The sequence below is a fragment of the Anaerocolumna sp. AGMB13020 genome (assembly GCF_033100115.1).
Classification (GTDB): domain Bacteria; phylum Bacillota; class Clostridia; order Lachnospirales; family Lachnospiraceae; genus Anaerocolumna.
This window is the reverse complement of sequence record NZ_CP136910.1, coordinates 3,392,015-3,418,320: the sequence shown is the minus strand read 5'-3', so window position 1 is coordinate 3,418,320 and position 26,306 is coordinate 3,392,015. Positions and strand designations below refer to the sequence as shown.

21 protein-coding genes are annotated in these 26,306 nt (G+C 39.1%); 9 read left to right on the top strand and 12 right to left on the bottom strand.

Annotated features, from left to right (window positions below):
• The first annotated feature begins 287 nt into the window (after window positions 1-287).
• From R2R35_RS13930 to R2R35_RS13915, 4 genes are all read left to right on the top strand, one after another.
• A complete protein-coding gene (locus tag R2R35_RS13930) occupies window positions 288-2,975 on the top strand; it encodes a cation-translocating P-type ATPase (protein WP_317730430.1) in 2,688 nt (895 codons plus the stop codon).
• Window positions 2,976-3,826: 851 nt separating this feature from the next.
• On the top strand, window positions 3,827-5,104 hold the full coding sequence (locus tag R2R35_RS13925; RefSeq protein WP_317730429.1) for a hypothetical protein: 1,278 nt from the start codon (window positions 3,827-3,829) through the stop codon (window positions 5,102-5,104).
• Window positions 5,105-5,238: 134 nt separating this feature from the next.
• Window positions 5,239-5,781 (top strand): RNA polymerase sigma factor, encoded by a 543-nt coding sequence (locus R2R35_RS13920; RefSeq protein ID WP_317730428.1) that lies wholly within the window; start codon window positions 5,239-5,241, stop codon window positions 5,779-5,781.
• A gap of 18 nt (window positions 5,782-5,799) precedes the next feature.
• A complete protein-coding gene (locus R2R35_RS13915) occupies window positions 5,800-6,804 on the top strand; it encodes a hypothetical protein (protein WP_317730427.1) in 1,005 nt (334 codons plus the stop codon).
• A gap of 270 nt (window positions 6,805-7,074) precedes the next feature.
• Here the strand turns inward: R2R35_RS13915 and R2R35_RS13910 are convergent, their stop codons facing one another.
• The 3 genes from R2R35_RS13910 to R2R35_RS13900 form a co-directional block, all read right to left on the bottom strand.
• Window positions 7,075-7,908, bottom strand: coding sequence for a TerC/Alx family metal homeostasis membrane protein (locus R2R35_RS13910; RefSeq protein ID WP_317734795.1), 834 nt, complete (start codon window positions 7,906-7,908; stop codon window positions 7,075-7,077).
• Between the two features lie 180 nt (window positions 7,909-8,088).
• Entirely contained in the window at window positions 8,089-8,898 is an 810-nt protein-coding gene (locus tag R2R35_RS13905) for a polysaccharide deacetylase family protein (RefSeq protein WP_317730426.1), read from the bottom strand.
• A 163-nt stretch (window positions 8,899-9,061) separates the two neighbouring features.
• Complete coding sequence (locus R2R35_RS13900; protein ID WP_317730425.1) at window positions 9,062-10,267, bottom strand: MFS transporter; 1,206 nt, start codon at window positions 10,265-10,267, stop codon at window positions 9,062-9,064.
• 381 nt (window positions 10,268-10,648) lie between these two features.
• Here R2R35_RS13900 and R2R35_RS13895 point away from each other — a divergent pair, with 381 nt between their 5' ends.
• The gene (locus R2R35_RS13895; RefSeq protein WP_317730424.1) at window positions 10,649-11,224 is read left to right on the top strand and encodes a TetR/AcrR family transcriptional regulator; all 576 of its coding nucleotides are present in this window, start codon (window positions 10,649-10,651) and stop codon (window positions 11,222-11,224) included.
• A gap of 203 nt (window positions 11,225-11,427) precedes the next feature.
• A complete protein-coding gene (locus R2R35_RS13890) occupies window positions 11,428-12,126 on the top strand; it encodes a YoaK family protein (RefSeq protein ID WP_317730423.1) in 699 nt (232 codons plus the stop codon).
• Window positions 12,127-12,475: 349 nt separating this feature from the next.
• Here R2R35_RS13890 and R2R35_RS13885 read toward each other — a convergent pair whose 3' ends face one another.
• The 3 genes from R2R35_RS13885 to R2R35_RS13875 all read right to left on the bottom strand — a co-directional run bounded on the left by R2R35_RS13885 (window position 12,476) and on the right by R2R35_RS13875 (window position 17,152).
• Window positions 12,476-13,627: a glycoside hydrolase family 88 protein gene (locus tag R2R35_RS13885; RefSeq protein ID WP_317730422.1), complete on the bottom strand. Its 1,152-nt coding sequence runs from the start codon at window positions 13,625-13,627 to the stop codon at window positions 12,476-12,478.
• 261 nt (window positions 13,628-13,888) lie between these two features.
• A complete protein-coding gene (locus R2R35_RS13880; RefSeq protein WP_317730421.1) occupies window positions 13,889-14,854 on the bottom strand; it encodes a Na/Pi cotransporter family protein in 966 nt (321 codons plus the stop codon).
• A gap of 288 nt (window positions 14,855-15,142) precedes the next feature.
• Window positions 15,143-17,152 (bottom strand): beta-galactosidase, encoded by a 2,010-nt coding sequence (locus R2R35_RS13875; protein WP_317730420.1) that lies wholly within the window; start codon window positions 17,150-17,152, stop codon window positions 15,143-15,145.
• A 376-nt stretch (window positions 17,153-17,528) separates the two neighbouring features.
• Between R2R35_RS13875 and R2R35_RS13870 the strand changes: the two genes are divergently transcribed.
• The gene (locus R2R35_RS13870) at window positions 17,529-18,449 is read left to right on the top strand and encodes an AraC family transcriptional regulator (protein WP_317730419.1); all 921 of its coding nucleotides are present in this window, start codon (window positions 17,529-17,531) and stop codon (window positions 18,447-18,449) included.
• A gap of 142 nt (window positions 18,450-18,591) precedes the next feature.
• Window positions 18,592-18,783: an H-type small acid-soluble spore protein gene (locus R2R35_RS13865; RefSeq protein WP_317730418.1), complete on the top strand. Its 192-nt coding sequence runs from the start codon at window positions 18,592-18,594 to the stop codon at window positions 18,781-18,783.
• A 124-nt stretch (window positions 18,784-18,907) separates the two neighbouring features.
• Here R2R35_RS13865 and R2R35_RS13860 read toward each other — a convergent pair whose 3' ends face one another.
• The gene (locus tag R2R35_RS13860; RefSeq protein WP_317730417.1) at window positions 18,908-19,123 is read right to left on the bottom strand and encodes a hypothetical protein; all 216 of its coding nucleotides are present in this window, start codon (window positions 19,121-19,123) and stop codon (window positions 18,908-18,910) included.
• A 148-nt stretch (window positions 19,124-19,271) separates the two neighbouring features.
• Window positions 19,272-20,051 (bottom strand): GNAT family N-acetyltransferase, encoded by a 780-nt coding sequence (locus tag R2R35_RS24730; RefSeq protein ID WP_331670130.1) that lies wholly within the window; start codon window positions 20,049-20,051, stop codon window positions 19,272-19,274.
• Window positions 20,052-20,313: 262 nt separating this feature from the next.
• On the opposite strand from R2R35_RS24730, the gene R2R35_RS13845 reads away from it, so the two are divergent.
• On the top strand, window positions 20,314-21,075 hold the full coding sequence (locus R2R35_RS13845; RefSeq protein ID WP_317730416.1) for an alpha/beta fold hydrolase: 762 nt from the start codon (window positions 20,314-20,316) through the stop codon (window positions 21,073-21,075).
• Between the two features lie 192 nt (window positions 21,076-21,267).
• On the opposite strand, the gene R2R35_RS13840 is transcribed toward R2R35_RS13845, so the two are convergent.
• From R2R35_RS13840 to R2R35_RS13825, 4 genes are all read right to left on the bottom strand, one after another.
• On the bottom strand, window positions 21,268-22,425 hold the full coding sequence (locus R2R35_RS13840) for an ABC transporter permease (protein ID WP_317730415.1): 1,158 nt from the start codon (window positions 22,423-22,425) through the stop codon (window positions 21,268-21,270).
• Window positions 22,412-23,581: an ABC transporter permease gene (locus R2R35_RS13835; RefSeq protein WP_317730414.1), complete on the bottom strand. Its 1,170-nt coding sequence runs from the start codon at window positions 23,579-23,581 to the stop codon at window positions 22,412-22,414. The genes R2R35_RS13840 and R2R35_RS13835 overlap by 14 nt, the downstream gene beginning before the upstream one ends.
• A 76-nt stretch (window positions 23,582-23,657) precedes the next feature.
• Entirely contained in the window at window positions 23,658-24,599 is a 942-nt protein-coding gene (locus tag R2R35_RS13830) for an ABC transporter ATP-binding protein (RefSeq protein ID WP_317730413.1), read from the bottom strand.
• Window positions 24,600-24,798: 199 nt separating this feature from the next.
• Window positions 24,799-26,226 carry a S41 family peptidase gene (locus R2R35_RS13825; RefSeq protein ID WP_317730412.1) on the bottom strand — a complete coding sequence of 476 codons (1,428 nt, stop codon included), beginning with the start codon at window positions 26,224-26,226 and terminating at the stop codon, window positions 24,799-24,801.
• Window positions 26,227-26,306: the final 80 nt, after the last annotated feature.

Sequence of the window (26,306 nt, the reverse complement as noted above, 5' to 3'; positions counted from 1 at the left end):
GGCTAACTTATGATTTTTCCTGAAAATCAATGCCAATAAGATTTTTGACTTTTTGTATATGAGTAGCTTATGAAAATTATTGACCGTACTTATTTTCCAGTTTTTCTAATTATTACTAATCTAATCAAATTTTAACTGTACTGTTTTTCCATTTCATAGTACAATTATTCTTCGAAGAATATTCTTAATGATATTAGAAAAAACTAGATTTAAACCATTTTAACATCCGCAGGGTTATGTCCTCCGCCTGAATAAACCTGATGGATAGAAAAAAGAGAGGTGTTTTTATGTGGTTTTCTAAACCCGCAGAGGAAGCTCTAAAAGAGCTTAATGTAAACCCATCCCAAGGACTCAGTTCCGCGGAAGCCGGCAGCAGGCTGGATAAATACGGGCCTAATAAGTTAAAAGGCAAACCGGGTAAGAGCCTGTTAGCCAAATTTCTGGCCCAGTTACAGGATATGCTTATTTACGTACTTTTAGGTGCTGCAGTAATCACTGTATTCATCAGGGAATATGCGGATGCTATTATTATCTTACTGGTAGTTATCTTAAATGCCGTTATCGGTGTTGTTCAGGAGTCAAAGGCCGAGAAGGCAGTGGAAGCCCTGCAGAAAATGACTACTCCCAGATCCCTTGTTCGCCGCGATGGTGAAGTGAAAGAAATAAACTCAGAAGACGTTGTCCCCGGTGATATTATTATTCTGGATGCCGGAAGATTCATTCCTGCCGATATAAGGCTCATTGAAAGTGCCAACCTTCAGATTGAAGAGTCCGCTCTTACCGGCGAATCCGTACCGGTTACAAAAGATTTCTCTGCCCTTCTTCCTGACCCCAAAACTCCTATCGGTGACAAAACCAATATGGCCTTTATGTCAACGCTGGTTACCTATGGCCGAGGTGAAGGTGTCGTAGTAGAAACCGCCATGGAAACAGAAATCGGTAAGATTGCCAAGATTCTTGATGAAGATAACGATGAACTTACGCCTTTACAGAAACGTTTGGACGAACTTGGTAAAACCTTGGGATATATTGCAATTGGTATCTGTGTTTTGATATTTGCTATTGCACTGTTCCAGAAACGTGATTTATTTGAGATGTTCCTGACCGCCATTAGTCTTGCAGTTGCTGCTATTCCGGAAGGCCTTGCTGCCATCGTTGCAATCGTTTTGGCTCTTGGTGTAACCAGGATGTCAAAGATCAATGCCATTGTAAAGAAACTTCCGGCAGTTGAGACCTTAGGTTCTGTTAATATTATCTGTTCTGATAAGACCGGTACATTAACCCAGAATAAAATGACCGTTGTTAAAACCCACACCTTAAGTAATCAAAAAGACCTTCCCGTGGATATGGGAACTCTAATCCCGGAAGCGGATGAGAAAGAGCTGGTTCGCTCTTTTGTATTATGCTCTGACGCCACTTATGAGAACGGCACTGGAACCGGTGATCCGACGGAAGTTGCACTTGTTGTTATGGGTGAACGTTTTGGTCTGCCTAAGAACACTCTGAACAATGCTCATAAACGTGTAGGTGAAAAGCCCTTTGACTCTGACAGAAAGCTTATGTCAACCCTGAATGAAGAAAACGGCAAGTTCCGTGTTCATACCAAAGGTGCTATCGACAATCTGTTAAGACTTTCAACAACTGCTCTTGTAAACGGCCAGATTGTTCCAATTACTGAGGATATTAAGAAGAATCTGTTAAAAGCAGCAGAGGAAATGTCTGATGCTGCACTTCGTGTATTAGGTGTTGCTTTTAAAGACACAGCTTCTGCCATCAATGCGGAGGAGATGGAAAAAGAGCTGACAATAGTAGGTATTGTGGGCATGATCGATCCTCCCAGACTGGAAGTAAAAGATTCCATCAAAGAAGCAAAAGCAGCCGGAATAACACCGATTATGATAACCGGTGACCATAAGAATACAGCAGTTGCCATAGCAAAAGAACTTGGTATAGCAGATTCCATCGATCAGAGCTTGACCGGCGCTGAAATCGATGAAATGTCTGATGAAGAATTTTCAGGTAAGATCAATGATTACAGGGTATTTGCCAGGGTTTCCCCCGAACATAAGGTTAAGATCGTAAGAGCCTTTAAGTCCCACGGAAATATCGTATCCATGACCGGTGACGGTGTAAACGATGCTCCTTCCCTTAAATATGCCGATATCGGTGTAGCTATGGGTATTACCGGAACAGACGTAGCAAAGGGTGCCAGTGATATGATTCTTACAGATGATAACTTTACCACTATCGTAAATGCCATAGAAGAAGGAAGAAACATCTATAATAACATTAAGAAGTCTGTTATCTTCCTCTTATCCTGTAATTTAGGTGAGGTAGTTGCCATCCTTTTTTCCATCCTGTTCTTCTGGCCGGTGCCCCTGGCAGCCACTCAGCTGTTATGGATTAATCTTATTACTGACTCCCTTCCAGCCATCGCCCTTGGTGTGGACCCTGGGGACAAGGATGTTATGAAACGTAAACCCCGAAACCCGAAACAGAGCTTCTTTGCAGAAGGCTCCGGCACACGAGCTGTTATCGGTGGTCTTTTAATCGGTCTTCTAACCCTGGCTGCCTTTTATTACGGTATGTATGAGCATGGATATAATATTTTTAGCGGTCTTGCTAAAGATATTACGGAATCTGCTGATTATAATACTGCTTTAATCTATGCAAGAACCATGGCCTTTGTCGTACTGGCAGCTTCTCAGCTGTTCTACTCTTTGTCCATGAGAAATCCTGAGAAAACTATTTTCCAGATTGGTTTCTTCAGCAACAAGTTCTTACTCGGTGCTATTGTTGTAGGTCTTCTCTTACAGGAGCTTGTAATTTCAATCCCTTTTCTTGCAAAGGCTTTCGGCGTACACAACTTAAGCCTGATGGATTGGGGAATTGTAATTGTATTTGCACTTATACCTTTTGTCGTTAACGAGCTGATTAAGGTATTTGGCAGAGCTGGTAAAGAAGCAGGTAAGTAATTCATCTCTCCCTCTGTAAATTTTAGTAAAAAATTAGCAATTAAACAATTACTCTTTTGGAGTTACAGAAGAGCGTTATATAAATCAAACACTAGAACTGTACTACAATAAAGACCCCAAAATATGGTGCTTAATTTTGGGGTCTTTATTATTACTACTAGACCTATACAGTGCGTTGCATTATTATAAAGAACAAGCTATATTCTATAACCTGATTTCTAGATGGTGATTTATAAAATTATTATATTCACCGATTTTCTATACAGCTTATTTTGTTGATAACGATTGAATCCACTTCTTAAAAGGGTAGAAAATCCTTCAATATCCTCAATTATCATTTCCACGTTGTCAAGGAAGTAGCCTGATATTATTCAATGTTTCGATAGATGCTTCCTTGTAAGGGTAACTACTACAAAGTTTATATGTATATTTCTTGCTGAGTACAGCATTTTGTCTGCCATCATCACTAACTTCAACCGGACCGTTATATCAATTTGGGGGTTCCTCATGGATCTTGTTAAATAGACGGTGAAAACAGTTGAAAATGTAGTAGACCAGTACCGAAATCTGGTTTGCATATGCACAAGATGTCTTACTGGTTTTTCAACCATTACGATAATTCGTCACATTTGCCCCAGCTTACATTAGCATAGAGGAATCCTCCGTTATTACTGCTTTATCGACCTTATTATCAGCAGTACAGATATTTTAGTCTTCAATAGAATCAAATACAAAAAATCAAATAGGTTATTTAGTTAAATTATGTAAAATACCATTGACAAAAGATAAAATAATGTTAAAATATTACATGTAACCAATGACTAACGCAATAGTTAATCAAGGAGATAAACATGAAAGGAAAAGCATCTAAAAAACTTTTAGTAATTATCACATCTGTTATAATGACCGTATTCAGTTTAGTTAATGTAACATATCCATTGGCACAGGGACAAGTAGAGATATCTAACTTCACCGTTAAAGATTGGATTGATGAATCAACTAATACTTATAATTTTCCAATAACTACCGACTCAAATTATTGGAAATTTTTAAAAACAAGTGAAGAAATGTTTTCAGCTTGCACAATACCAAGTGAAATCTTGAAAAAAATATCCACAGAGGAATTAGTTAATATTGTATTAAATTATCCACTATTGTGTAATTTATTTGCTTATAATACATATCAGCAAGGATTTGATTCTATCAGAGAGCAGTTTAATGGACTAAATGAATTATTAAGCAGAAATGATTCATCAACTATATTACTTGATTTATATCAAAATACCGAAATTAAATTAGAATCTTTTATTCCTGAATCAAGATATATTGAAATGGATGAAGCAAAAATAGAAATGCTTATAGAAGAGATTCAAAATTCAAGTGATCTCAGTGATAAAGTAAGAGCTGCTGCAAAAGAAATGTTATCAATAGTAATGTTAGAAGTTCTATTAGCGCAAGATGAGATACAAAATAATTTATCTGATGATAATCTTAATGTATTAAATACCGAAGCCTTAGAAAAATATAAAACTAGAAATAACTCTAAAATTTATAAAGGTTTGGAAAGCCCATTTTATGAAACTTTATTGGAAGATAAAAATAAAATATTATTAGGAGATTATTCAATACAAAAAAATACAGAAGATAGCAAAACATCAATCATAACTCCTAATGCGTATATTACTACAGTAAAAACACCCAAAGGAACTAGCGTATCTGTTATAGTAAATGACTATTTTGGTATGGAAGCAACTATTTCTCTTACCGAATCATTTAAAACTTCATATCCTAATGCTACATTTAAAGAAGGTTATGGAGCTACTAATATGTATAACTGTCATTCATATGCATGGTTTTCACAAAATCAGACACTGACCGACGGTTATTGGATGAATAGTCCTTATGCATATGTTACTGATGGCAGCTATTCTCAAGTTGGTACTTCTCCAACTGCTAATAACCAAAAAGTATTATGGATAAATGCAGCTCATGTTGATTACTATATTCATTCAGGTATTGTTACCAATTATAGCACTACAACAATTACATCTAAATGGGGACAAGGGCCTGTAATGATACATTCGGCTAGCTATAGTCCTTATTCAGGCACAAGATATTATTATAAGTAGTTTAGACGATTATTACGCTATATACTCCTCCTTCCATTAGTTTAATTAACTAATTTGGGAGGAGTTCTTTTTACAAAAATAAAATGAAACTATTTTTATGTTTCAATAAACTTATAAAATAAAGGGGTGATAATATGCCTATTAATGATATTAATGTAATCTTTAATCAAATATATGAGGAAACCAACAAGAAGGTAATCTTTTATATTACTGCAAAATGCGGTAAAGTAGAAGATATACAAGATATCTTTCAGAACACATATATGGAAATTATGGATGTATTGGTAAAAAAAGGAGGTGGCTATATACAAAATAAAGAAGCTTTTGTAATGCATATAGCAAAACAAAAGATTCATCAACATTATTCATTTATCGAACATATGAAAAATAAAATGAATTTCATATTAGATAGTCAAGAACCAGGAATTGATGATGTAATTGAAATTTGTTCTGAAGACAATATATCGTTAGAAGATCAGGTTCTACAGAGTTTGCTTTTAAATGAAATTAATGAACTAATAGCGAAAAAATCTCAATTAATACAAAAGATATTTTTTTTGTACTATGATATGGATTATTCAATTATACAAATAGCTAGATTATTAAATCTTAGTGAATCTAATGTTAAAAATAAGTTATATCGAACACTAAAGCAAATAAGAGGTTTGTACCGTTAAAAATTTGGAGGTATTTTAATGAAAGAAAAAGAAATAATCAAAAATGCAATACATTTAGAGGTCCCCAAAGCGGAATATATAATTGAGAAATTTAGTAATAAAGAAAATGAGTGCTTACAAAAAAGAAATTATACAAAAAAAACTAATAATTGTTACTATCGATATGGCAAATTGATTTTTATAACTTCCTTTATTTTTATTTTTCTTACTGTTGGTACTGTATATGCATTTTCTCCTGATTTTCAATCGTTGTTAGCTAAAAAGCTAAAATTAGATAATGAAGAAGTAAGTAGTTTGGAAATAAGCTATAGTAATAATGATATTACCATGTCTGCTGTATCTTCACGTGTAGTATCTAATACTATGATAATTATGATTACATTTACAAAAGACAATGGGAAGATTTTTGAAAATTCAATGAATCCAGTTGTGGAGAAATTAATATGCGAGAACAAAAAAATAGATAATTATATGGTTGATACTAGTTTGTCCGATAATAAAAAAATTTTGTATTGTTATTTTGTATGGAATTCTGATTCCATAGATCATGATAAGACAATTTATCTTTCTGTGAATCGATTATTATGTAATGAATCTCAGCTAAACGGTACTAAATACAAGGATAATACAATTGCTGGTAAGTGGTCACTAAGTTTTTCAGTTGATAATAATTCAGATAATATTATATCGGGTGATAATTTAGATTTATCCAAAACTATATATATGAGTGGCAAAGAGCTTCAAATTAATTCAGTTTCAATAGCAGATTTACAAGTTATTGTTAATACTTCTATTCTACAAGACTTCGGAAAAAAAGAAGATCTATTAAGTAGTATAAATACAGATAGTGGTATGTATTATGGTGTATATGTAACGATAATATACGAGGATGGAAGTACATCTGGAAAAATGGATTGCAGGTTAGATAAAGATGGTAATATTATAGCATTTTCATTGAATCCGCTTACAGATAAACAAATATCTGAAGTTCATATAAAAGATGTAGTAATTCCCATAAAGTAAACTAGTCTATCCGTACAATGAAAAATATTACGAAGCTTTATTTATTACTCTCTTATAATATAATCTTGATTGAAAACGGGGCATGAATATTAACTTTTTAATAATCATGCCTCGTTAATGATAATAGAAATCTTTTTTTCATATTCTTCAAATTTCATATGGTATATACTGCTATATTTCTAGTACAGTTCCGTCTAAAATATCGATTCTTCTTATTATTTTTATTTACTATAGCTCTATATTATTCCTCTAGACACTTCTATTATTTCTTTAATCTTTTCCCGTATCTACCTTTCCCAATGCTACAGAAGCCAGCACACTGATTGACAATATCGCAAAGATTATGCCCAGTGACAGCTCCGTGGGTATTTCCACCTGAAAGGTTAAAGCAGCCAGCTTGATTCCCGTAAAAATCAGGATAAAAGCTACCCCGTGTTTTACATACTTAAAGGTCTCATGTAGCTTTCCAAGCACAAAATAGAAGCTTCTTAGTCCTAAGATTGCAAATATATTTGAGGTGTATACAATAAAAGGATCTGTAGTGATGGAAAATATAGCGGGGATTGAATCTATGGCAAATAAGATATCCGTAAATTCTATGATTAATAAAATTGCAAACAGGGGAGTGGCATGAAGTGCATTATTTTTCTTTACAAAGAAACGGTCTCCCTCCAGCGTGTCTGTAATTGGTATGATACCGCCAAGTACCTTTATAATCTTACTTTCTTTGAAATTATCCTTTTCTTCCTGTTTGTAAGCCATATTGATGCCGCTTACAATTAATATCCCTCCAAATATGTACAGAACCCATTCAAACTTGTTTACGATGGTCACTCCAAGTAAAATAAATAATAAACGCAGCACAATTGCCCCGAAGATACCGTAATTCAACACACGCCTTTGTGAGGACTGTCTGATTCCAAAGCTGGAAAACACCATAAGGAATAAGAACAGGTTATCAATACTCAAGGTCTGCTCAATTACATAGCCGCCCAGGAATTCCATTGCTTTTTCTTTTCCCAGAAAGATATAGATTCCCAAATTAAAACACATGGATAAGCCAATCCAGAACAGTACCCAGGACAGCGCTTTTTTCGTTGATATGGTTTTGTTGGGTCCGTTATCGTTATATCGTAATTGTTGTATTTGATTTTCTTTAATCGTCTACACGGCCTTTTTATTCTGTCTCTCTAAGAAAGTATGCGTATACCTTGCGTTTCATTCCTCTCATAGGATGCCGTTCCAATAAAGTTTACGTCCGCTGCTATCAGGGTTTTCAGACTATTAATTGCCTGCTACGATATCATCCAAAACGCCAAAGGTATAGCCCATTTCTTCCCACTTTGTAAGCAATTCATCCATAATATCTCCGTTGGTTTTCGAGGTACTATGCAGCAGTACGATTGCACCTGGATGGATTCTTCCAAGCAATTTCTTAAATGCCTCTTCCTTGGTGGGCTGCTTATCCTGATACCAGTCTACATAGGCGAGACTCCAAAAGAAGGTCTTGTAACCCATTTCTTTTGCCATTTCAAGATTTTTGATACTGTATTTTCCCTGAGGCGGCCTGTAATATTTCGTCATCTTCTGACCGGTAACCGCTTCATATTCTGTCTCCAGGCTTGTAATTTCCTTCTCGAAGGCTTCTTTGGATGATATACTGGACATATTGGGATGATTATATGTATGATTTGCCACCTGATGCCCTTGCTCCACCATCTGTTTAACAAGCTCCGGGCTGGTCTTAATATAATTACCTACTATAAAAAAGGTCGCATGGGCATTGTGTTTCTTAAGTGCTTCTAAAATAGCCGGTGTATTACCGTTCTCATATCCCGCATCAAAAGTCAGGTAAATCACTTTCTTACCGGTATCCCCGATGTAATAGGTATCGTATTTTTTAAGCTCCTCTGATGTGGCATTGCCGGTGGGGGGCTGACCTTCTGTATGAAATCCCAACCCCCAGTTAGCTTCTTCTTTCACTGCATTTCTTCCGGCAGCCTGAACCAGCATAGCTATACCGCCGCCAAAGAAATAAGCACCGATTAAGAATACTACTATAATTATTGCTTTTTTGTATGGAATATTTTTCAATTCGAACTCCTGAACCCTTTTTATACAATATATAATAAGACAAACTTGCCCATTCCTTTATAAATTGTCCTTTTTTGTTTTTTTGCTCATTCCAATGGTTCCGGTTCTTTTATATGACTACTTTATGTCCAGTTCAGTGACCTTTTCGTTCGTATTCAATATGTCAGTTATACTTTCTTCTGGTTTTATTTTCCGTCAGATAATAGACAAAGGCTATTACCGGCAATACCAGACCTATTACGGATGCCAGCTTCCAGCTTCCTTTAGCATATGCCCAGCCGCCAAGTGCAGAACCGAGAGCACCTCCCAGAAAGAATACTGCCATAAAGATACCGTTTACTCTGCCCCTTATTTCGTCTCCCAGGGCATATACTGCCTGCTGACCGAGCACAAGATTACCAGAAACGGACATATCCAATAACACTGCTGAAATACAGAAGATTACAAGTGAAACCATGTGATTCCCATTCTCGAGCACATGGGTGAAAGCAAAAGCCAAAGCTGCAATTAGAAAAGCTGCACCCGTAAGTTTTCGGCTTAATCCCTTGTCTGCCAGTCTTCCTGCTATTGGTGCCGCAATAGCACCCGCCACTCCTACAAATCCAAATACAGCAATTTCTCTTTGGGATAATCCAAAATTCCTGGAAAGCCATAAGGGTACTACTGTCCAGAATAAACTGAAGCTGCCAAAAAGGGCTGCCTGGTAAAAGGCTCTTCTTCGAAGCACCGGTTTGGTCTGGAATAATACAAAAAGGGATTTCAGTATAAGGGAGTATTTTTCATTTGCTACCGGTATTCTTTTGGGGAGAAAAAATCGAAGCAGTACAATAAGAAGAGTTATGATAACAGCGGATATTATAAATACTGCTCTCCAGTTTAGGAGATCTGTAATGAGGCTGGCAGCGGGTCTTGCAAGCATAATGCCAAGCAAAAGTCCGCTCATGACATTTCCCACGATACTTCCTCTTTGCTCCGGAGGTGCCATATGAGCTGCCAAAGGCACCAATATCTGTGCTGCTGCAGAACCAAGCCCAATCAATACGGCTGCTGTAAAAAATATCGCAGAATTTGCGGCTGTGCCCGCCCCCAGCAATCCCAGGAGCGCTACTAAAAGTATGGTAACGACCAACTTCCTGTTCTCCAGCAGATCGCTTAAAGGTACTAGCAGTAATAAACCGGCTGCATAACCTAATTGTGTCATGGTGACAATAAAGCCTGCTGTATCTGAGGATATCCCTGTTGAGCTGCTGATCGGCCCTACCAGAGGCTGTGCGTAATAAAGATTTGCAACAATCAGTCCGCAGGCAGCGGCAAGAAACAAAACAAGCCAGCGTGGTATTCTTTTTTCCATATTTTTTTCTGTGTTCATAGTAATCTGCCTTTCTGAAAGGAATCATTTAGATTCACACTTTTAAATTATTTTATTATTGCTAAAACATTTACTGAACGTTCCGTTTATAAAATATATAATAAACGCACCGTTTAGTTTTGTCAATACTTTTTTTTCGTATTATTTTATAGTATAATAAACGTATCGTTTTTTAACTATTCTCTGTAACCTATCCACGAAGAGGTGACCAAAACGGTAACAGCGGGTATTCTTTATGACTTTCAAGAATTGAAGGCGCAAATAAAAGTGTGATATACAGGGTATGGGAATGAAAATAAAAAAGGAAGGCTGCCACAGCAAGCTTCTTCACCGCTTATTAGTGGCCCCAGGTACGCCTGGGATGAGAAAGTTGGTATTGATATGGATAAGAAACTGGGTCGTCCCCGTAGTGAAGAAACAAAAAAAGCCATTCTTACAGCTGCCTATGAGCTGTTATCGGAAAATGGCTTTGATACCGTTACCATTGAAGGTATTGCTGAAAGAGCAGGCGTAAGCAAAGCTACCATATACAAGTGGTGGCCAGGCAAAGCCGCTGTAGTGTTGGATGGTTATTTTGCCGCAACGGAGCTGCTTCTGCCAGTGCCTGATACCGGTTCTGTGAAAGAAGATTTATTCCAGCAGTTTAACAATCTCTCCATATTTATTACGAGTCCAAAAGGAAAAATGATAACTGAGCTTATTGCAGCCGGACAATTCAACCCCGGAATTGCAGAAGAATACCGGGTACGCTTTTTTAATCCTCGCAGACACATCTCAAGGGGAATCTTAGAACGTGGAATAGCAAGAGGGGAATTAAGAAAAGATCTGGACCTGGAACGAAGCATTGATCTTATCTTTGCACCCTTGTTCTATCGTCTGCTGATAACCGGTGATACTTTGGATTCCGCTTTTATACGAGAACTCATTAACGATATTATGAAAGGTCTTGGACAATAACATCGATCATTATTGAACCTGATAAGTAGTTACCACCAACAATTAATGACTGGTTAGCGCGTATTACTATTCAGGCGTCCAACGCATATTTGAAACGGGAATGGTGCCAGGAGCTTTCAAACAAACTCTGGTAACAATACCTATTGGAATGGAGTGAATACAGAATTATTATGTTGACATATATACAAAGAAACGCAAAATTTATGCAGTCAATGTTTTTTGGAATGATACTTACCATGGCCGGTGGCTTTATGGACGTCTACTCCTATATGGTTCATGGGGGTGTATTTGCCACCGGTCAGACCGGTAACTTTGTACTTGTGGGAGTATATCTTATCCAAAAGGACTACAAACAAATGCTTCATGCCCTGATTCCTATCCTATCCTTCTGGCTGGGTGTATTTATAGCTCTGCATATGTATTATTTCCTGAAGGAAAAAGTCCCCTTATGGAATAAGGGAATACTGGTATTGGAAGTTGTTGTGCTCTTTACCGCAGGTCTGCTTCCCGCTTCTTTTCCTGACATGGCAGCTAACATTCTGGTTTCTTTTGCAGCTTCCTTGCAATTCTGCACTTTTCGTACCTTTGGTAAGGGGGATAACTATTCCAGCGTATTTTGTACCGGAAATATGCGCTCCTGCGCAGAAAACTACTATAAATGGCTGGTTAGAAAAGAATCCAAATCCAAAAGAAGCGCTATCGGTTATTCCTTTATCCTCTTATCCTTCTTCACAGGAGTTGCCATTGGGGGACTAAGTTCAAAATTCTTACAGGAAAAGGCCATCTGGATAATTGCCCTGCTGCTTCTAGGTGTATTGATTCCTCCTTTTGTTTCAGAAAGGATTACTGCAAAGAATTACCCAACTTTAACAAAAGAGGGTGAAAAATCCCTTTCTTCCTAATAAGGCTTTTTATTTTATGATTTTCTCTTTTTACGAACCATGCTCTTGTGCTCTGCCGAGCTCCGAGCGAGGCAGAGCGTGCGGTGCTCAGCGTGCCACGAGTCTTTACGTACATGAAGCTGCAGGCCTCTCTCACACCCTGTCTACAAAATCGACAGAAATCTGTGATGAACAACCTGCAGCTTCTTATTAATAATTTCCGGGTTTCATAACCATTCGCTTTCTCTGAAACAATATTACATTACGAATCGGTTGTTTGTTGTATTGTATTCTTATCGATTATGAAGCATGAAATAATAGATCTTCAGCCAGTAATCTCATCCCTTAACTGATAGATACAGTAAGTTAACTACCACAAAAAGATATCCTCACCCTTAAGCTTAAATATGGCCTCCATAAAGTAATAATCAGCATAGATGATATTCATATGCTTGTTGGTATGATAAGCTTCGGAACAGTTCTCAACGATACCATCACTATCCTCTGTCCAATTACACCTCTTCGCTTCCAGTGCCTTTAACATCTTTAGGGCTGCTCCCAGATACAGATTTTTCTCATGTTCGCCTACTGCCTTGGAGATTTCAATTAGTCCGCAGGCTGCTATTGCTGCTGCGCAGGAATCCTCCCAAATATCGTCTTTGGGTTGTCTGAAATCTATGGGGATAAGTCCGCTCTCCGGGATATTTGCTATAAAATAGTGGGCAACTCTTTTGGCTGTATCCAGATAGGCAGGATTTTTCGTATGCATATAACTTAGAATAAAACCGTATAGTGCCCAGGACTGGCCTCTGGTCCAGGAAGAACCTTTTTCATATCCCTGCCCTCCATGGGTGTCAAGCTTTCCTCCGGCTTCCGCATCAAACTCTACGATATGTTCACTGGAACCATCAGGCCTTATGAAATTCTCCATTGCCGTATTTGCGTGCATTACCGCAATGTGACGGAATCTGGGATCTCCGGTTTCTTCAGAAGCCCAATGCAGTAAAGGAATATTCATCATACAATCAATGATTGCCCAGCCTTTATTATTATCACTGCCCCATTCATTCCAGGCACGGATATACTTTCCTACCGGATTAAAACGACCTGCCAGCAGGTTTGCTACATGCAGACCTCTTTTCTTTGACTCCTTGTTTCCTGTGATCCTGTAATTTGCCACTGCTGTCAGCAGCCACATAAAACCAACATCATGGTGAAGCCCGTAATAATCCTCTATACACTGATCCAGCTTCTCCTCGTTGAATCTTGCAATGTCAGCATACTTCTCATCTTTCGTCTCATGATACATAAGCCACATCATTCCACCCCAGAAACCATTGGTCCACCAATTTAAGCCTTCTGAGATCCGATAGGATTTATCACTGGAATCATAACTGTCGTATGTGCCGTTTACTGTTGTATAAGGAATCTTTTCCTTTGATTTTTCACTGACCCAGGCCATTTTACAATTGATTTTTTCTGCTGTGGCTTCTATCCACCTCTTATCCTTCTCCGTTAACATAACGAACCTCCATAAACTTGTATAAGTATCCGGCTAATGTCATAGCACACTACCTTTATCACAAATATCCGGACATATTATAATTGCTGTTGTCATTTATAGACTACCCTTTTTCCGTTGTCCGGACAATGCTTTTTCATGCTATCAACTGATTAATCCTGCTTTTATTATCTAATCGTCTATGAGAAGTGCGAATCAGCTTATATAAAGCTGTGTTTGATGCGTACTTTAGCTTTGATGAATCACTGTGAGCCACGAGTTTTAATCACAGCCTTTATGAACCTTATCCGGTAGGAGAAAATAGAGAAACCGTACATAATATTTTGATATCGGCAGAAACAACAGGGCACTGACCAGGTTAAATATGGTATGAGTATTTGCTATCAGCCTGGTGTTATCCTGTCCTAAAGCCTTCGTACTCGCCAGTATCAAATCACAGAACTGCGGCAGGATAAGAAATACCAGCACGACGCCAAAGACATTGTACAGGGTATGCGCCAGGGCTACCCGCTTACCGGCTGTTCCGGACTTTAAGCTGGCAACCTGAGCGGTAATACAGCTTCCGATATTATCCCCCAGTGTTAGTGCCACCGCCGAAGCAAAGGGCAATAAGCCATTGTTAAAGAGCAGAATGGTCATTCCGACAGTGGCGCTGCTGCTTTGGGCAAGCATGGTAAAGAATACACCTGCAAGGAGGCATAATATAACATTCTCCGAGTGTTCCATAAGCCACTGGGAAAGCAGCGGATTTCCTTTCAGGATCAAGACACTTTTCCCCATAAGGTTCAGTCCCGAGAAAAGGAGCCCTACGCCCACCAGTACCTGCCCCGTAGTTTTTAGTTTATGTAGTGTGCCAAAGCTCAAGATACAACCGGCTATCAAAATATGCCAGGCGTAGCGGTTAATCTGAAAACTCATGAATTGCGCAGTAAAGGTTGTTCCGATGTTGGCTCCATAAATAATTGCAACAGCGCTTTCCAGTCTCATAATCCCGGAATCCACAAAGCTGACCGTTAATATGGTAACTGCCGTACTGCTTTGCACCAGTGCCGTAAGGGAAATACCGGTAAGAAAAGACGTCCATTTGTTTCTGGAAAACAGACTCATAGTCTTATGCAGCAGCTTTGAGTTCGCCTGCTCCAACGTTCTCCCCATAGTTCCGACACCGGTTATGATTAACAGAGAACCCGTAATAAGGTTCATTATAATAGTTGCTATTTCCAGCATGCTGATCTCCTATAAGCTTATATACACTAACATATTACCAGCTTGCCGGTATTAATATTACTTTCTGTAACAGCTTTGCATCAAACAAGCTATGCAGGTAAAGAACAAAACTTTTAACTCATGAATGGCAGATACTATGGTAAAAAATCAAGATTTTCAGCCAATGAAGTAACTGACCTTTTGTCATTTGTCCTGTAACCTGAAAAATCCCCCGGTGGTATACGTTCCGGGGGATTTTTGTATAAGTATTATGAAATTATAAATTAGTAAAGAAAGGTAATCTATCTACTAATACCCGATCATAGGTATGGCTACGGGACTTCTGTCATAGGCCTCTGCCTCGTTATTCCTCACCTTATAAAGTACTTTTGCAGTTTCATATGCCGCCTCCATCAGCTCCTTATGCGGCTGCATGCAGATATCTACCATTCCGATCTGATAGTTCTCGCCATCGTATCTGCCAAGACAGAACTGGTCATTGAACTGGAACCAATGAGCGCCTACACCGTAAGGATGAACAGCCACTTTTTCTACGAAATGTCTTAGCATAACACCTCTTTCCTCCTGGTTCTTAACACCTTTCAATCCAGTTGCGGTTAGACCTCTGTCCAGGGCTCCACAGTGGAACTCACCAAGCAGGATGGGCAGATCGACTCCTGCATTTTTCACAAAGTCCATATCCCTTGTGGGATCGAAGTCATAGCAGTTGATGGAGAATACATCGAAATACTCCCAGCCAGCCATCATATCAATGTTATAAGCTTTGGACCAGCGAAGCCCCAGATTGAGATGATTCTTATCAACAGCACGGCAGGCAACAGCGGGTACTCTTATATATTCCCTGATAAGGTGTACGGAGAATTTCCTGATATCCTCCGCTGATTTTGGATATAGCGAAGAACACTTCTTTATAGGATTTTCGAGAGCTTTAAAGTCAGCAAAGCTTGTTTCCCAGGCTTGGTTCAGGGACTCTATGGTTCTGTAGGTATCCTGCAAATACTTTATCAATCCCTTCTTGCAATAGGTAGAGGCAGGATTATAGAGCACCTCATCGGCGATTGCAAGTCCTTCTACAAAGTTGAATTCAGGTTCATTCCTAAGAAAATACCCAATAAGCCAGGGATCCTCTTTCCATTCCAGGAGCTTCTTTGCATAAACCTCAGATTTCTCCTGATATTCTGGCGAAAGTACGTCAGGAAAATCTCTGAAGATCAAGGTATCTGTACCGGGGAAGCCTGGAAGTTCCCTGACATAAGGAAGCTTGCTTCTTCCATTGTTGACGCATAATCCAGGGAAATTTCCCTGTGAATTCAGACCATTTTTCATAAGGATATGATGAGCGATTTCTTCCCATTTTTCCATCCAGTTCTCACCGTATACTCTTTTCAGATTAAGGGCAGTAAAACTGGTCAGCTTATAACTGTCTAAGGGCATATAGGCCGTTCTTCTCCTGGTTCCCTTTCTATAAAAATCCCTGTACTCCTCCTCTTCTTCTGCCGGCAGCCAGTCACACACCTGTTCAAAATTATCAATGCGGCACTGGTCTCCGGCACCGGTCAGACAAGGTCCGAAGGAGAAGTAATCACAGCCTTCCGGATCTATAAGGTGCCACCTTCCATCTGCGGTTTTATGGGTACCAAAATATCCGGTTCCCTCCTTTAATTTGCGGCTTCCGTCACCGCCCCAGCTGTTCCACTCAGTGAAAGGATATTCTGCTTTCCCTTCGTTTTCTTTTAACCGGGATTTTAATTCCTCCAGAGAATGAATTTTCCCAGGCCATTCTTTTTCTTTCCATTGGCCGAATTCATCTACGATTTTCTTATCCGGTATTGGAAACTCCTCCGGTTTTTCATCCGTTAAGATGAAATTCTCCAATCGAACCTTCACATTATGATAGGTTTTTTCAATTCCCAGCTCGATTCTTTCCACTTCTTTTAACTCTGTGCGCTGTCCATGAATAACAAGTTTTAATAATCCTGGTGTCCTGTTCGTATAGATTGTACTGTTATCCAGCCAGTTAAGATCCAGGCATACTCTCGTCTTAAAACCCGGCAGCAATCCAAACCTCATCAGAATCTGTTCTTTTTCAGCGCCGGGTACAAAGAAGCGCAGCATCATGGCTACTGAATGCTCTTCTAAGACTTCAATATCACCTGCAATGTATCTTTTTCCTGCTTCCTTTACCCCAGAAAGCGTAATGCCTCCCCCTGCTGCCGCATATTCAACGGTACATGAGTTCTCTTCCTGTGTAAGAAAGACAGCTTCTCTGCCCGATGACTTCATAAAATTAACTTTCATTTTCTCTTCTCCTCTTCCTTTATTTTTTATCTTCAATTCTGTTATTTTTGTGCCAGTACATTTAAATTAGTCTTTCCCTATCAGGCATAACAATGCTTCTACTATTTCTACTCTAATAATAAACCGAATACCCAGGAAGACAATGTAATATTTCACTATCTTTTTGCAAACAGGCGACTTATGATTGCCATAATCCCGTTAAGTTCCTTGAAAAATTAAAAATTATCGACTATACTATCCTTAAGAAGCAAATAACAATATTGAAATATGCTTTGTTATAGGATACCCGGACAGAATTTTTTTCCTTTAAAATGAATGCTCATAAATTGTTACACGACTCAATTTTACAGACTATTAGAAAGGCATGGTTAAAAATATGGATACTATACTCTATTACCGAATGGACAGCGGTCATCTGCCACGCATCAGATATATCGATCAGGTAACAGTAAAACCTCCCCATGTCCATATGAGAAGAAAAACAGAAGAATTTATTCTGTATTATATCATTTCCGGAGAAATGCATATTAATGAAGGTAGTAGAAGTTATATCTTAAGACCGGATGATATGCTGATACTTGACCCCAGCCTGGAACATTACGGCACGAAATCCGCCGAATGTACCTACTTTTATATCCATTTTTATCACGATGAGATGAAAGAGCATCAGGAGGAGAAGGAAGTTATCAAGAAATTATTAAAGGACCACCGGCTTACCTCCTTAAAAACCCATGAATGTGCCATAAATGAACGCAGGCTACATGACATTATTCTTCCAAAATATTATCATATCAATCAGCCAACTGCCTCTTCAGGACTTATTGAGCTGCTCTATCAGCTAAGGGAGTCTCACCACAATCACCTGGAGTATTTTCAATTAAAGACCAGCAGCATTTTTCTGGAGTTGATGATAGCCTTGTCCAGAGAGCTGACCTCCGGATTCCTATACAGTGATAACAGTCTCTCATCCACCAGGTCCACCCGAATGATCTATGACTTGCTTGCGTTTTTTCAGGATAACTATGCCTCGGAAATATCCAGTAAAAGTATTGAAGAGAAGTTAGGCTGTAATTTCGACCACATCAACCGGATGTTTAAGAAAGCCACCGGAACAACAATTTTTGCCTATCTGAACGAGCTGCGAATCTCCAAATCCAAGCACCTGCTTTCAGACGGCTCCGGTAAGATTTCTGAAGTGGCGGAAAAGACCGGCTTCCGTGATGTTTATTATTTTTCAAAGGTTTTTAAAAAATATACCGGAATTACTCCCGGTGCTTACTCAAGAAAAATCAACTGATTTACTCTAGGGTAATTTATTCTCCTTTTAGCACAGAATATTTCAATTGTGTAAAACAAACAATATTACAGAGAATGATATGGTAGCATTGATTTCATTCTTTTAAGTAATAACAAATAACCATTATCAAAGGAGACTGACTATGGATAAGAAACGTGCTTCGGAAATTGCCCATTTACCAGAAATGGTCCATGTAACCTGTAACGGAGAGGCTGTTTACATTGAAAATGTAAATCCCAAGAAAGATATGTGCAGTATCCATTCCTTAAGCAATCCAGGAAACAGCCGGGAAGTCCATGTTACCCAGTTAGTTGAATCAGAAAGCTCCAGATAATAACAAGGACTTGTACGCAGCCAAATGTCATAGCCTGCTGATACAAGTCCTTATTTACAAGTTCTTTTCATAAGTTCTTATTTACAAGTTCTTATTCACAGTTCTTTTAACTGTTTGAAGCTCATTAATGCATGATATCAATTACTTTATAGCCATTATTTTGTAAATGGTTGTTGATTTCCTGGGCAGAGGTCTGTTCATCATAGTTAATCTCCAGATAATCCTGACCTTCGCTCAAGAATACATTCCGGACCCCAACCATGCCTTCCAGCTGATTTTTGACTTTATCCTGTGTTTCATTAAACTGAAGTCCTTCAATGGTAAGCCTAACATTCTCCATCCGACGTTCCTTTCCTGCTCTTTACATATGCTGGCTTGATAAGTTACTCCTGGCTGCTTATTTTTATCTTGTATTATGCAGTAGTAGTATCTGCGTCAGACAGCCTTTTATTCCTTGTGATTTTTATACAAGGAAAAGTTAAAAAGAACTAATCCAGAATTTTTATCATATGTATATGCTCACAGTGTTCATCCAGATAAGGTTCCCCATATGCTTTAAAACCACTCTTTTCATAAAAGCCCTGTACTCTTTTTTGTGCTGAGAGAGTGATACTTTTTCCGCCGTCCTCCCTGACATTTTCCTCTATAGTTTCCATAATATGCTGTCCCAGATTCCTTCCACGATATTCCTCTCTTACTGCAATTCTGCCAGCCGTATATTCTCCTTCTTCTTTTCCTCTGTAATATCTGCAGGTTGCTGCCGGTTTGCCATCTGCATAAAACACCAGGTGTTTCGCTATTTCATCAATCTCATCAAATTCATCCAGAAATCCCTGTTCCTTTACAAATACTTCTTCTCTGATTAGCTTTGCTTCCTCACAGAGTTTATCTGTTTTTTTATACAATGTTTTTTTATACATAAAAGACCTCTTTCTATATTCATCTCCCCATTGGCACAGGGTATCAAAAATTGGCATTAGGGTTCTTCCTTGAACTGACAGAGTATACTCTACCTTGGGTGGAACCTGCGGATATACCTGCCGCTCAAGGAGCCTGTCATCTTCCAGTTCTCTTAATTGCTGCGTCAGCACTTTATGACTTACCTGGGGCAGCAATTTCTGTAATTCACTAAATCTTTTCGTGCCCTGATTGCCTAAATACCAGAGAATAAGCGTCTTCCATTTTCCACCAATAAGATCTATGGTTATTTTAAAATTACAGGTGTACTCTTTCTCTCTGAATTTTATGGTATCACCGTTGATGTCCATATGCATATCCCCTTTTTTGTTACTTTTTGGTTACCGAAGCACTATAAAGTGCGTACTTTTTATTATCTGCTGTTACCTTATAATACAATTAATAGGGCTGTTACTGCGGAGAAATTTTGCTTTTCTATAAATTATTATAGCATTCTTATTAAATGCTAGCAAATTGTAACTGCTCAAGTATCTTTAGACGCTACAAACAAACTTTCTCATCGAGATAACACATGAATGATTTATCTGTATTCAGTGAACGAAAGGAATAAACATGAACAATAATACAGCGAATCAAAGAAATAACAGTTTTATCAGAAAAACTGCAAGTAAGAACGGAATAGAGATAGAATATTATGTTTTTAACCAACCAAGTAACAAAGCTTCCCTGATTGTGTCTATGGGTGTTTGGGAGCCGGCAAGCCGAAGTTTCCCCTTAATCAGCAGACTGAAAGGACATCATTGCATTGTTTTAAGCTACCGTGGAAGAGGACGAAGTTCTGAGCCTGCTACAGGCTTTGACTGGGCAGATCATTCTCAGGATCTTGCCTGTGTATTAGAGCAGGAGTCTTTTTATAATCCTGTTTTTCTTGGTTTTTCGAAAGGGGTATCCTATATGCTCGGATTCTTGCTTCATCATTCTGTTGTGCCAAAGGGGATTCTTATTATTGATTATCCCGCTGTTCACATCAAGGCAGAAGAAGGCTACTCTGATTACTGGTCATCCCTGTATTATAACGGTTCTAAATTAACTGAGTTTGTATCCACTCACACCTTGGAAGGGATAGAAAAAGAGTCTACTTATCGGGACTTTTATAAAGATCTTAAACATTACTCTTGTCCCATCTGTATCCTAAGGGGCATGGACAATGCATCTTCTATCCCTTCCAATCTTACAGATACAGATATACTAAAATACCAGTCTGCCGCCACGAGGGTAGAGATTATTCCTTTTCTATACAGTGGTCATATGATTCTGGAGGAAGAGCTGGGAAAAGCAAGCCGATGTATTTTAGAATTCTTAGAAAATACTTAAAAACTTTAAAACGAACGCCTTAAGATACTTAGCGCTGCTGCCAAAGCTGCCTATACCTATGATTTTATAGAGGAAATGCCGGAAGGCTGTAACACCGTTCTCAGAGAGAGGTGTCAAGCTGTCCGGCAGACTAAAACAGCGTATTGCAATTGTTTGATAAGACTATCGATGAATAGCCGCAAGATAAAGGAGCTACTGTGCAAGCCTTCTGGAGTGGGATACCCCAATTGCCACAGCGAATATAACACCAGCAATAACTGCTTGAATACCGAAATTTCGAAATATCAGGTTGTACTGTTCCCCTGAACGATTAAAAGAATCAATGGTTTGATTCGTCATCACATACCAGTAAGTAGGCAGCAGCTTTGAAAATCTTAAAACACTCTTACTCATATATTCTAAAGGAACAAATATTCCCCCAAGGAAACTGAGTCCCAAACCAATAATATTGGAGGCCATATTAAGGGCACTGGAGGTTTTTACAAAAAAGCTGACAAGGTAGGTAAGACTCATTGCCACCAATAAAAATACCAGACTGTTTGCGATAAAGAGTACTCCTCTTATACCAGTCAGTTCCTCGTTATAGAGAAAGAGGGAGAGGATTACAAAAGCAGCCCAACAGGCAAAACCAAAAAGCAGACCGGCAGATATCAAGGCGGTATTCCTGCTTCTTTCTGACAAGGCGGAGCACTTGATTCTCCAATCCAGGTCTTTTTTCCGGAAATTCAGAAGGATTCCGCCAAGCCCATTTATCAGCATGCAGATAAGGACATAGGGAATATAGGTATAAAAGTAATAGGCCTTGCTCTTTTCCACCTCTTTTCCTTCTACCTGAAGGAGGGTTACCTTTGCGGTAACAGAAACGGTATCCAGTGCTTTTGCCGCCGCCTCATCTATGCTGAAACCACCCACGGTATAGGCACTTAATACAGACAGATATTGATTGATCTTGTCATCCAGCAGCTTACCGCTTACACTGTCCGGAACCTTTACATTCTCCACAACACCTTCAAAGCTGCCGGACTTTATCTTCTCCTCAAAACCTTCTTTTATAGTCAGAACGTATTCGACATTCCGGTAAAAAAGCTCGTCAGTTATGGAATCTTTATCATTATTTATTGTTCTCAGCTCTTGGGTCTTATCAAGATATTCATACAGACTTTTGCTTAATACGGTATTATCTTCATCAAATACCGCCATCTTTACCTTCGAGTCATTATACACCACCTCTGTTTGTTTCCTGCCATTACCGGAGAGTAACAGAGATAACAAGAGGAAGATAATAAAGTATATTATGATGCTTGGCATTTCTTTTCTAAGGTTAATATAAAAAGCTTTAAATACTTGCATAGCGGTTCCTCCTTAACTGCATATAACTTCCAAAGATAAATAACACAGCAATAACTCCCATTAAAACAAGGTCTGTGTAAAACCTCTCAAAGTTGTCATACATATTCAGAGAATACAGGCAGTCCGTAATCAATGCCGCAGGGTTTATCCGGTTTACGAAAGGAACGGTATGCTCCACAATATCTTTCATAGTATTTATCATAAGTCCGCTTAAGAAGGACAATACAAGGCTGATGACTGAGACCAAGGCTTGCTTTATCGTTACAGATATGCCTCCGATGGAACCAATGAACATCCCCATTGCCACACCAATTACAGAGCCGGCAAAAGCAGTCAAAATAATCTGTGGCACTCTGTCACCAAAATCAATTTTTAATACCATGGTGAGATAACCAATCAACAACAGAACGGAAGAGAAGTCTACCAACACGGAGCCACAGAAGTCAGCAACGATTACCGTAAGCTTATGGGCAGGTGATATCTCTCTTCTTGCTCCAAGAGCCGACAGGTTTCCCTGGATATCCTCTACGCACCTTCTGCCAATTACAGAACCATACATACAGGTCATGGCTATCAATGCAAAGAAATATTGAGAGAGATTATCCATTTTGGAATTGGAATAGGATATTTCCTTGTTAAATTCAGCATTTTCGGAGAGTATGTTTATGGCAGCTTCCATTTTGTCCGGATGTGTGCTTCCGATCTGTTCTATTACACTTTTATGTTTTAAGTAGGTTTCCAGAAAAGATTTTATAATTGTCTGATTCAGTCCTTTACCGCTAACGATCATCGAAATACTCTGCGAAGCAGCACCCTGCAGGGAATTATCCGGCAATGATATCAGAATCCCGTCTACCTCTCCTGCTTTAAGCAGTGCTTCCCCCTGGGTCATATCTGTTTTTGTTATCTGAAACAACTGGTCATCAGACTCTGTCCCCAGCTCCTTAAGTATTCCATCAAAGGTCTCATCTGCTCCGCTCTCTGTTACATATGCAATAGGCACGGGAGAAAAATCATACTCGTCAGACTGCATAATCGTTCCAAAAGACAGGTAAAAAAAGGTTCCCAGCACAATTGGGAAAGCAAAAATCCACCCCAGCAGATCCTTTTCACGGAACAGGGCTTTCAGTTTATATTTTAGCAAGTGAAAAAACATACATTTATTCCTTTCTAAGCTTAGAATAGTCCCTTTACATCATTCTTAAGCAATTAAATTCCTTCAACTGATACGATTAATCCCTAAGCTCTTTTCCGGTAATCTCTAGAAATACATCATTTAAGGTGGGCAGCTCGGAGTGTACCCTGCCAAAGGTGATACCCTTTTCCTGCAGGTAATTCATTATATGAATCAGATTATGTTTACCGCCGTTGCATTTTACTGTCAGCTGTTCCCTGGCATACTCTGCAGAATATACATGATTTATCTGTCTTATATTTTCAAGATCCTCATAAGGCAATGCTCTCATGTCGATATAAATAGTTTCATTGTTCTGGATCATCAGCTTCAGTTCATTTGCGGTCCCGTTTGCTATATTTTTTCCTTTATCCATTATGACGATTCTGGAACAGATTGCTTCCACCTCCTCCATATAGTGAGAGGTATAGATAATGGTAGTTCCCTGGCGATTCAATTCAACAATTCCCTCAAGTATCTTATTACGGCTCTGGGGATCTACGGCAACGGTAGGCTCATCCAAAATAATCAGTTTGGGTTTATGGGCTATTCCGCAGGCAATATTTAATCGCCTGAGCAATCCGCCAGAAAGCTTCTTTGGATAGAACTTCTGAAATTCCGTAAGCTCTACAAACTGTATGGCTTCTTCTACATATTTTTTTCTTGTGGCTTTCTCCTTCACATAAAGGCCGCAGAAAAAGTCAATATTCTCATAAACCGTAAGGGTATCAAAAACAGCCACATTCTGCAGGATAACTCCAATATCACGTTTCAAAGAATAACTGTCCGGATTCATCTTCTGCCCAAATACTTCAATATTTCCTTCTTCAAACTTTAACAGTGACAGAAGGCAGCTTATGGTTGTTGTCTTTCCCGAACCGTTAGGCCCTAAAAGACCAAGAATCTCACCTTCCTTTATTTCAAGGTTAAAATGATCAACCGCCGTGAGCTCCTTGTATCGCTTAACCAGGTTATCAATTTTTACAACTGTCTGACTCATCCAATAATCCTCCTTAGGTTTATTCACACTGATATATTACTAATATTTAGTAATAAAAAATAGTGCTGATTGTAAAAAGTTAATATGACAATTGTCATGAGTATAGAACCCTTCCGGCAGGGGCAAAGAAACCCAACTGCCTGAATGATAAAAAAAGCTGCAGAACAGATATCATTCCGCAGCTATTTGCTTCTTTCGTTTAGTTGTTGCTATTCTTAATCAGTCTTAAGCAGGTTTCCAGTGCTGTTTCATCTTTTCGCCGGTAATAATCCGGCTCCGTGCCGTACTCTTCACTATTCCTGCCATCTCTGGTTATCCCGTATATGGGACTGTACTGTATTACCAGACCACTGTTAGGGAGGATAATATATGCAGGATCAACACCAATCCCATCACCGCCTGTTTGCTCGCCTACCAGGGTCGCAAATCCGGATTCTTTTGTAAACATAGCGGCATATTCTGCGGAGGAGTAATTCTGTGGGCTTACTAGCAGCCATAACTTCCCTTTAAAAGCCGACTTATGATTTGGTTTGATCAGATAAGTCTCTTTCATAAAATAATCCAGCTGGGATAAGTCCTCTTTATTCCTACCAGCAAGGTCCGGAAGTTTTGACAGCGGCAGCCATAGTCCTTCTGCAAGGCCTTCCTCCATATTGAGAAAATACTGATTGTTCTCTCCTGCCTTTGCCAGTAAATAGGTTGATACAGAATATGTCTTATCGGCCAGGGGAGCTACTACCAGCTGATTATAATAATCCATCCCGCCCCCGGTATTCTTGGTAATGTCTATGATAAGGTGGTCATAGCCTTGCACTTTCTCATAAAAGGGCAGCAATATCTGTTTGTCCTCCTCATAGGTGCTCATATCAAAGGCTTCAATATCTACATAGGCAATCTTACCCTTCTCCAGCACCTTTGTTGTTACATTGGGTAAAGGCTCCGACTCTTCCCAGTTGTTCCCGCCGTCCTCTGAATCACCCAATGCTTTGTTCCGTTCAAGGACCTCTGCCTCCAGTCCTTCGTAGAACTCCTTCATAAGCTGATAGTTCTTCTCAGAAACAGGGTTTTCCAGCTTGTCAATGTATCTTTGCAGGGTCTCCTTATATTGGGGAAAGGCTTCCACTGTTTCCTTCAGACTCTTCAGTTCATTGGCATACCGGTAGCCCCAGGCCTGAATATGACCTGTATACTGCAATTCGTCAATGAAAGCTTTAAGTATCGTCCAGAACTCATCGTCATTTCTGCAATCTTTCATCTGTTTACGGTACTTTTCATAGTGTTCTTTGATATCCACGTTATGCTTGCGTTTTACCACACCAAAATAGGGGTAGTTAGCCTGAAGTTCCTTATAAAGGGTATCAAAGTCATTCAGGTATTTCTTAGGAGACAATCCCATAAAGCATTTCTCCTGGTCTGTCCTCTCTGCTAACAAATCCTCCATCGTAACCGGTTGCCCGGTTATCGGCACCTGCTTGCCCTTCTCCTCAACCACGACTTCAGAAGGTACTGCCTCTTGTGTTACTGTGGTTTGAGCAGCTGACTCTCGCCCTATCTCTTCCTGATCTATTAATTCAGCCGAACTCTCCTCTTCTGTGTCTAACTTCGTATTCTCAAAACTATTTTTCAATTTTGAGGAACAACCTTCCAAGACAAATACCAGTATAATTAATAGGATTATTCTTTTTTTGATACGTCCCACCTCCCTCC

What these genes read in the sequence shown, in the direction of transcription:
- R2R35_RS13865 (WP_317730418.1), top strand. Translation starts at nt 18,592, where the DNA reads ATGGATAAGAAACGTGCTTCGGAAATTGCCCATTTACCAGAAATGGTC.
- R2R35_RS13845 (WP_317730416.1), top strand. Translation starts at nt 20,314, where the DNA reads ATGAACAATAATACAGCGAATCAAAGAAATAACAGTTTTATCAGAAAA.
- R2R35_RS13930 (WP_317730430.1), top strand. Translation starts at nt 288, where the DNA reads ATGTGGTTTTCTAAACCCGCAGAGGAAGCTCTAAAAGAGCTTAATGTA.
- R2R35_RS13860 (WP_317730417.1), bottom strand. Translation starts at nt 19,123, where the DNA reads ATGGAGAATGTTAGGCTTACCATTGAAGGACTTCAGTTTAATGAAACA.
- R2R35_RS13840 (WP_317730415.1), bottom strand. Translation starts at nt 22,425, where the DNA reads ATGCAAGTATTTAAAGCTTTTTATATTAACCTTAGAAAAGAAATGCCA.
- R2R35_RS13880 (WP_317730421.1), bottom strand. Translation starts at nt 14,854, where the DNA reads ATGCTGGAAATAGCAACTATTATAATGAACCTTATTACGGGTTCTCTG.
- R2R35_RS13900 (WP_317730425.1), bottom strand. Translation starts at nt 10,267, where the DNA reads ATGAACACAGAAAAAAATATGGAAAAAAGAATACCACGCTGGCTTGTT.
- R2R35_RS13875 (WP_317730420.1), bottom strand. Translation starts at nt 17,152, where the DNA reads ATGAAAGTTAATTTTATGAAGTCATCGGGCAGAGAAGCTGTCTTTCTT.
- R2R35_RS13885 (WP_317730422.1), bottom strand. Translation starts at nt 13,627, where the DNA reads ATGTTAACGGAGAAGGATAAGAGGTGGATAGAAGCCACAGCAGAAAAA.
- R2R35_RS13915 (WP_317730427.1), top strand. Translation starts at nt 5,800, where the DNA reads ATGAAAGAAAAAGAAATAATCAAAAATGCAATACATTTAGAGGTCCCC.
- R2R35_RS13870 (WP_317730419.1), top strand. Translation starts at nt 17,529, where the DNA reads ATGGATACTATACTCTATTACCGAATGGACAGCGGTCATCTGCCACGC.
- R2R35_RS13830 (WP_317730413.1), bottom strand. Translation starts at nt 24,599, where the DNA reads ATGAGTCAGACAGTTGTAAAAATTGATAACCTGGTTAAGCGATACAAG.
- R2R35_RS13895 (WP_317730424.1), top strand. Translation starts at nt 10,649, where the DNA reads ATGGATAAGAAACTGGGTCGTCCCCGTAGTGAAGAAACAAAAAAAGCC.
- R2R35_RS13890 (WP_317730423.1), top strand. Translation starts at nt 11,428, where the DNA reads ATGCAGTCAATGTTTTTTGGAATGATACTTACCATGGCCGGTGGCTTT.
- R2R35_RS13835 (WP_317730414.1), bottom strand. Translation starts at nt 23,581, where the DNA reads ATGTTTTTTCACTTGCTAAAATATAAACTGAAAGCCCTGTTCCGTGAA.
- R2R35_RS13920 (WP_317730428.1), top strand. Translation starts at nt 5,239, where the DNA reads ATGCCTATTAATGATATTAATGTAATCTTTAATCAAATATATGAGGAA.
- R2R35_RS13925 (WP_317730429.1), top strand. Translation starts at nt 3,827, where the DNA reads ATGAAAGGAAAAGCATCTAAAAAACTTTTAGTAATTATCACATCTGTT.
- R2R35_RS24730 (WP_331670130.1), bottom strand. Translation starts at nt 20,051, where the DNA reads ATGGACATCAACGGTGATACCATAAAATTCAGAGAGAAAGAGTACACC.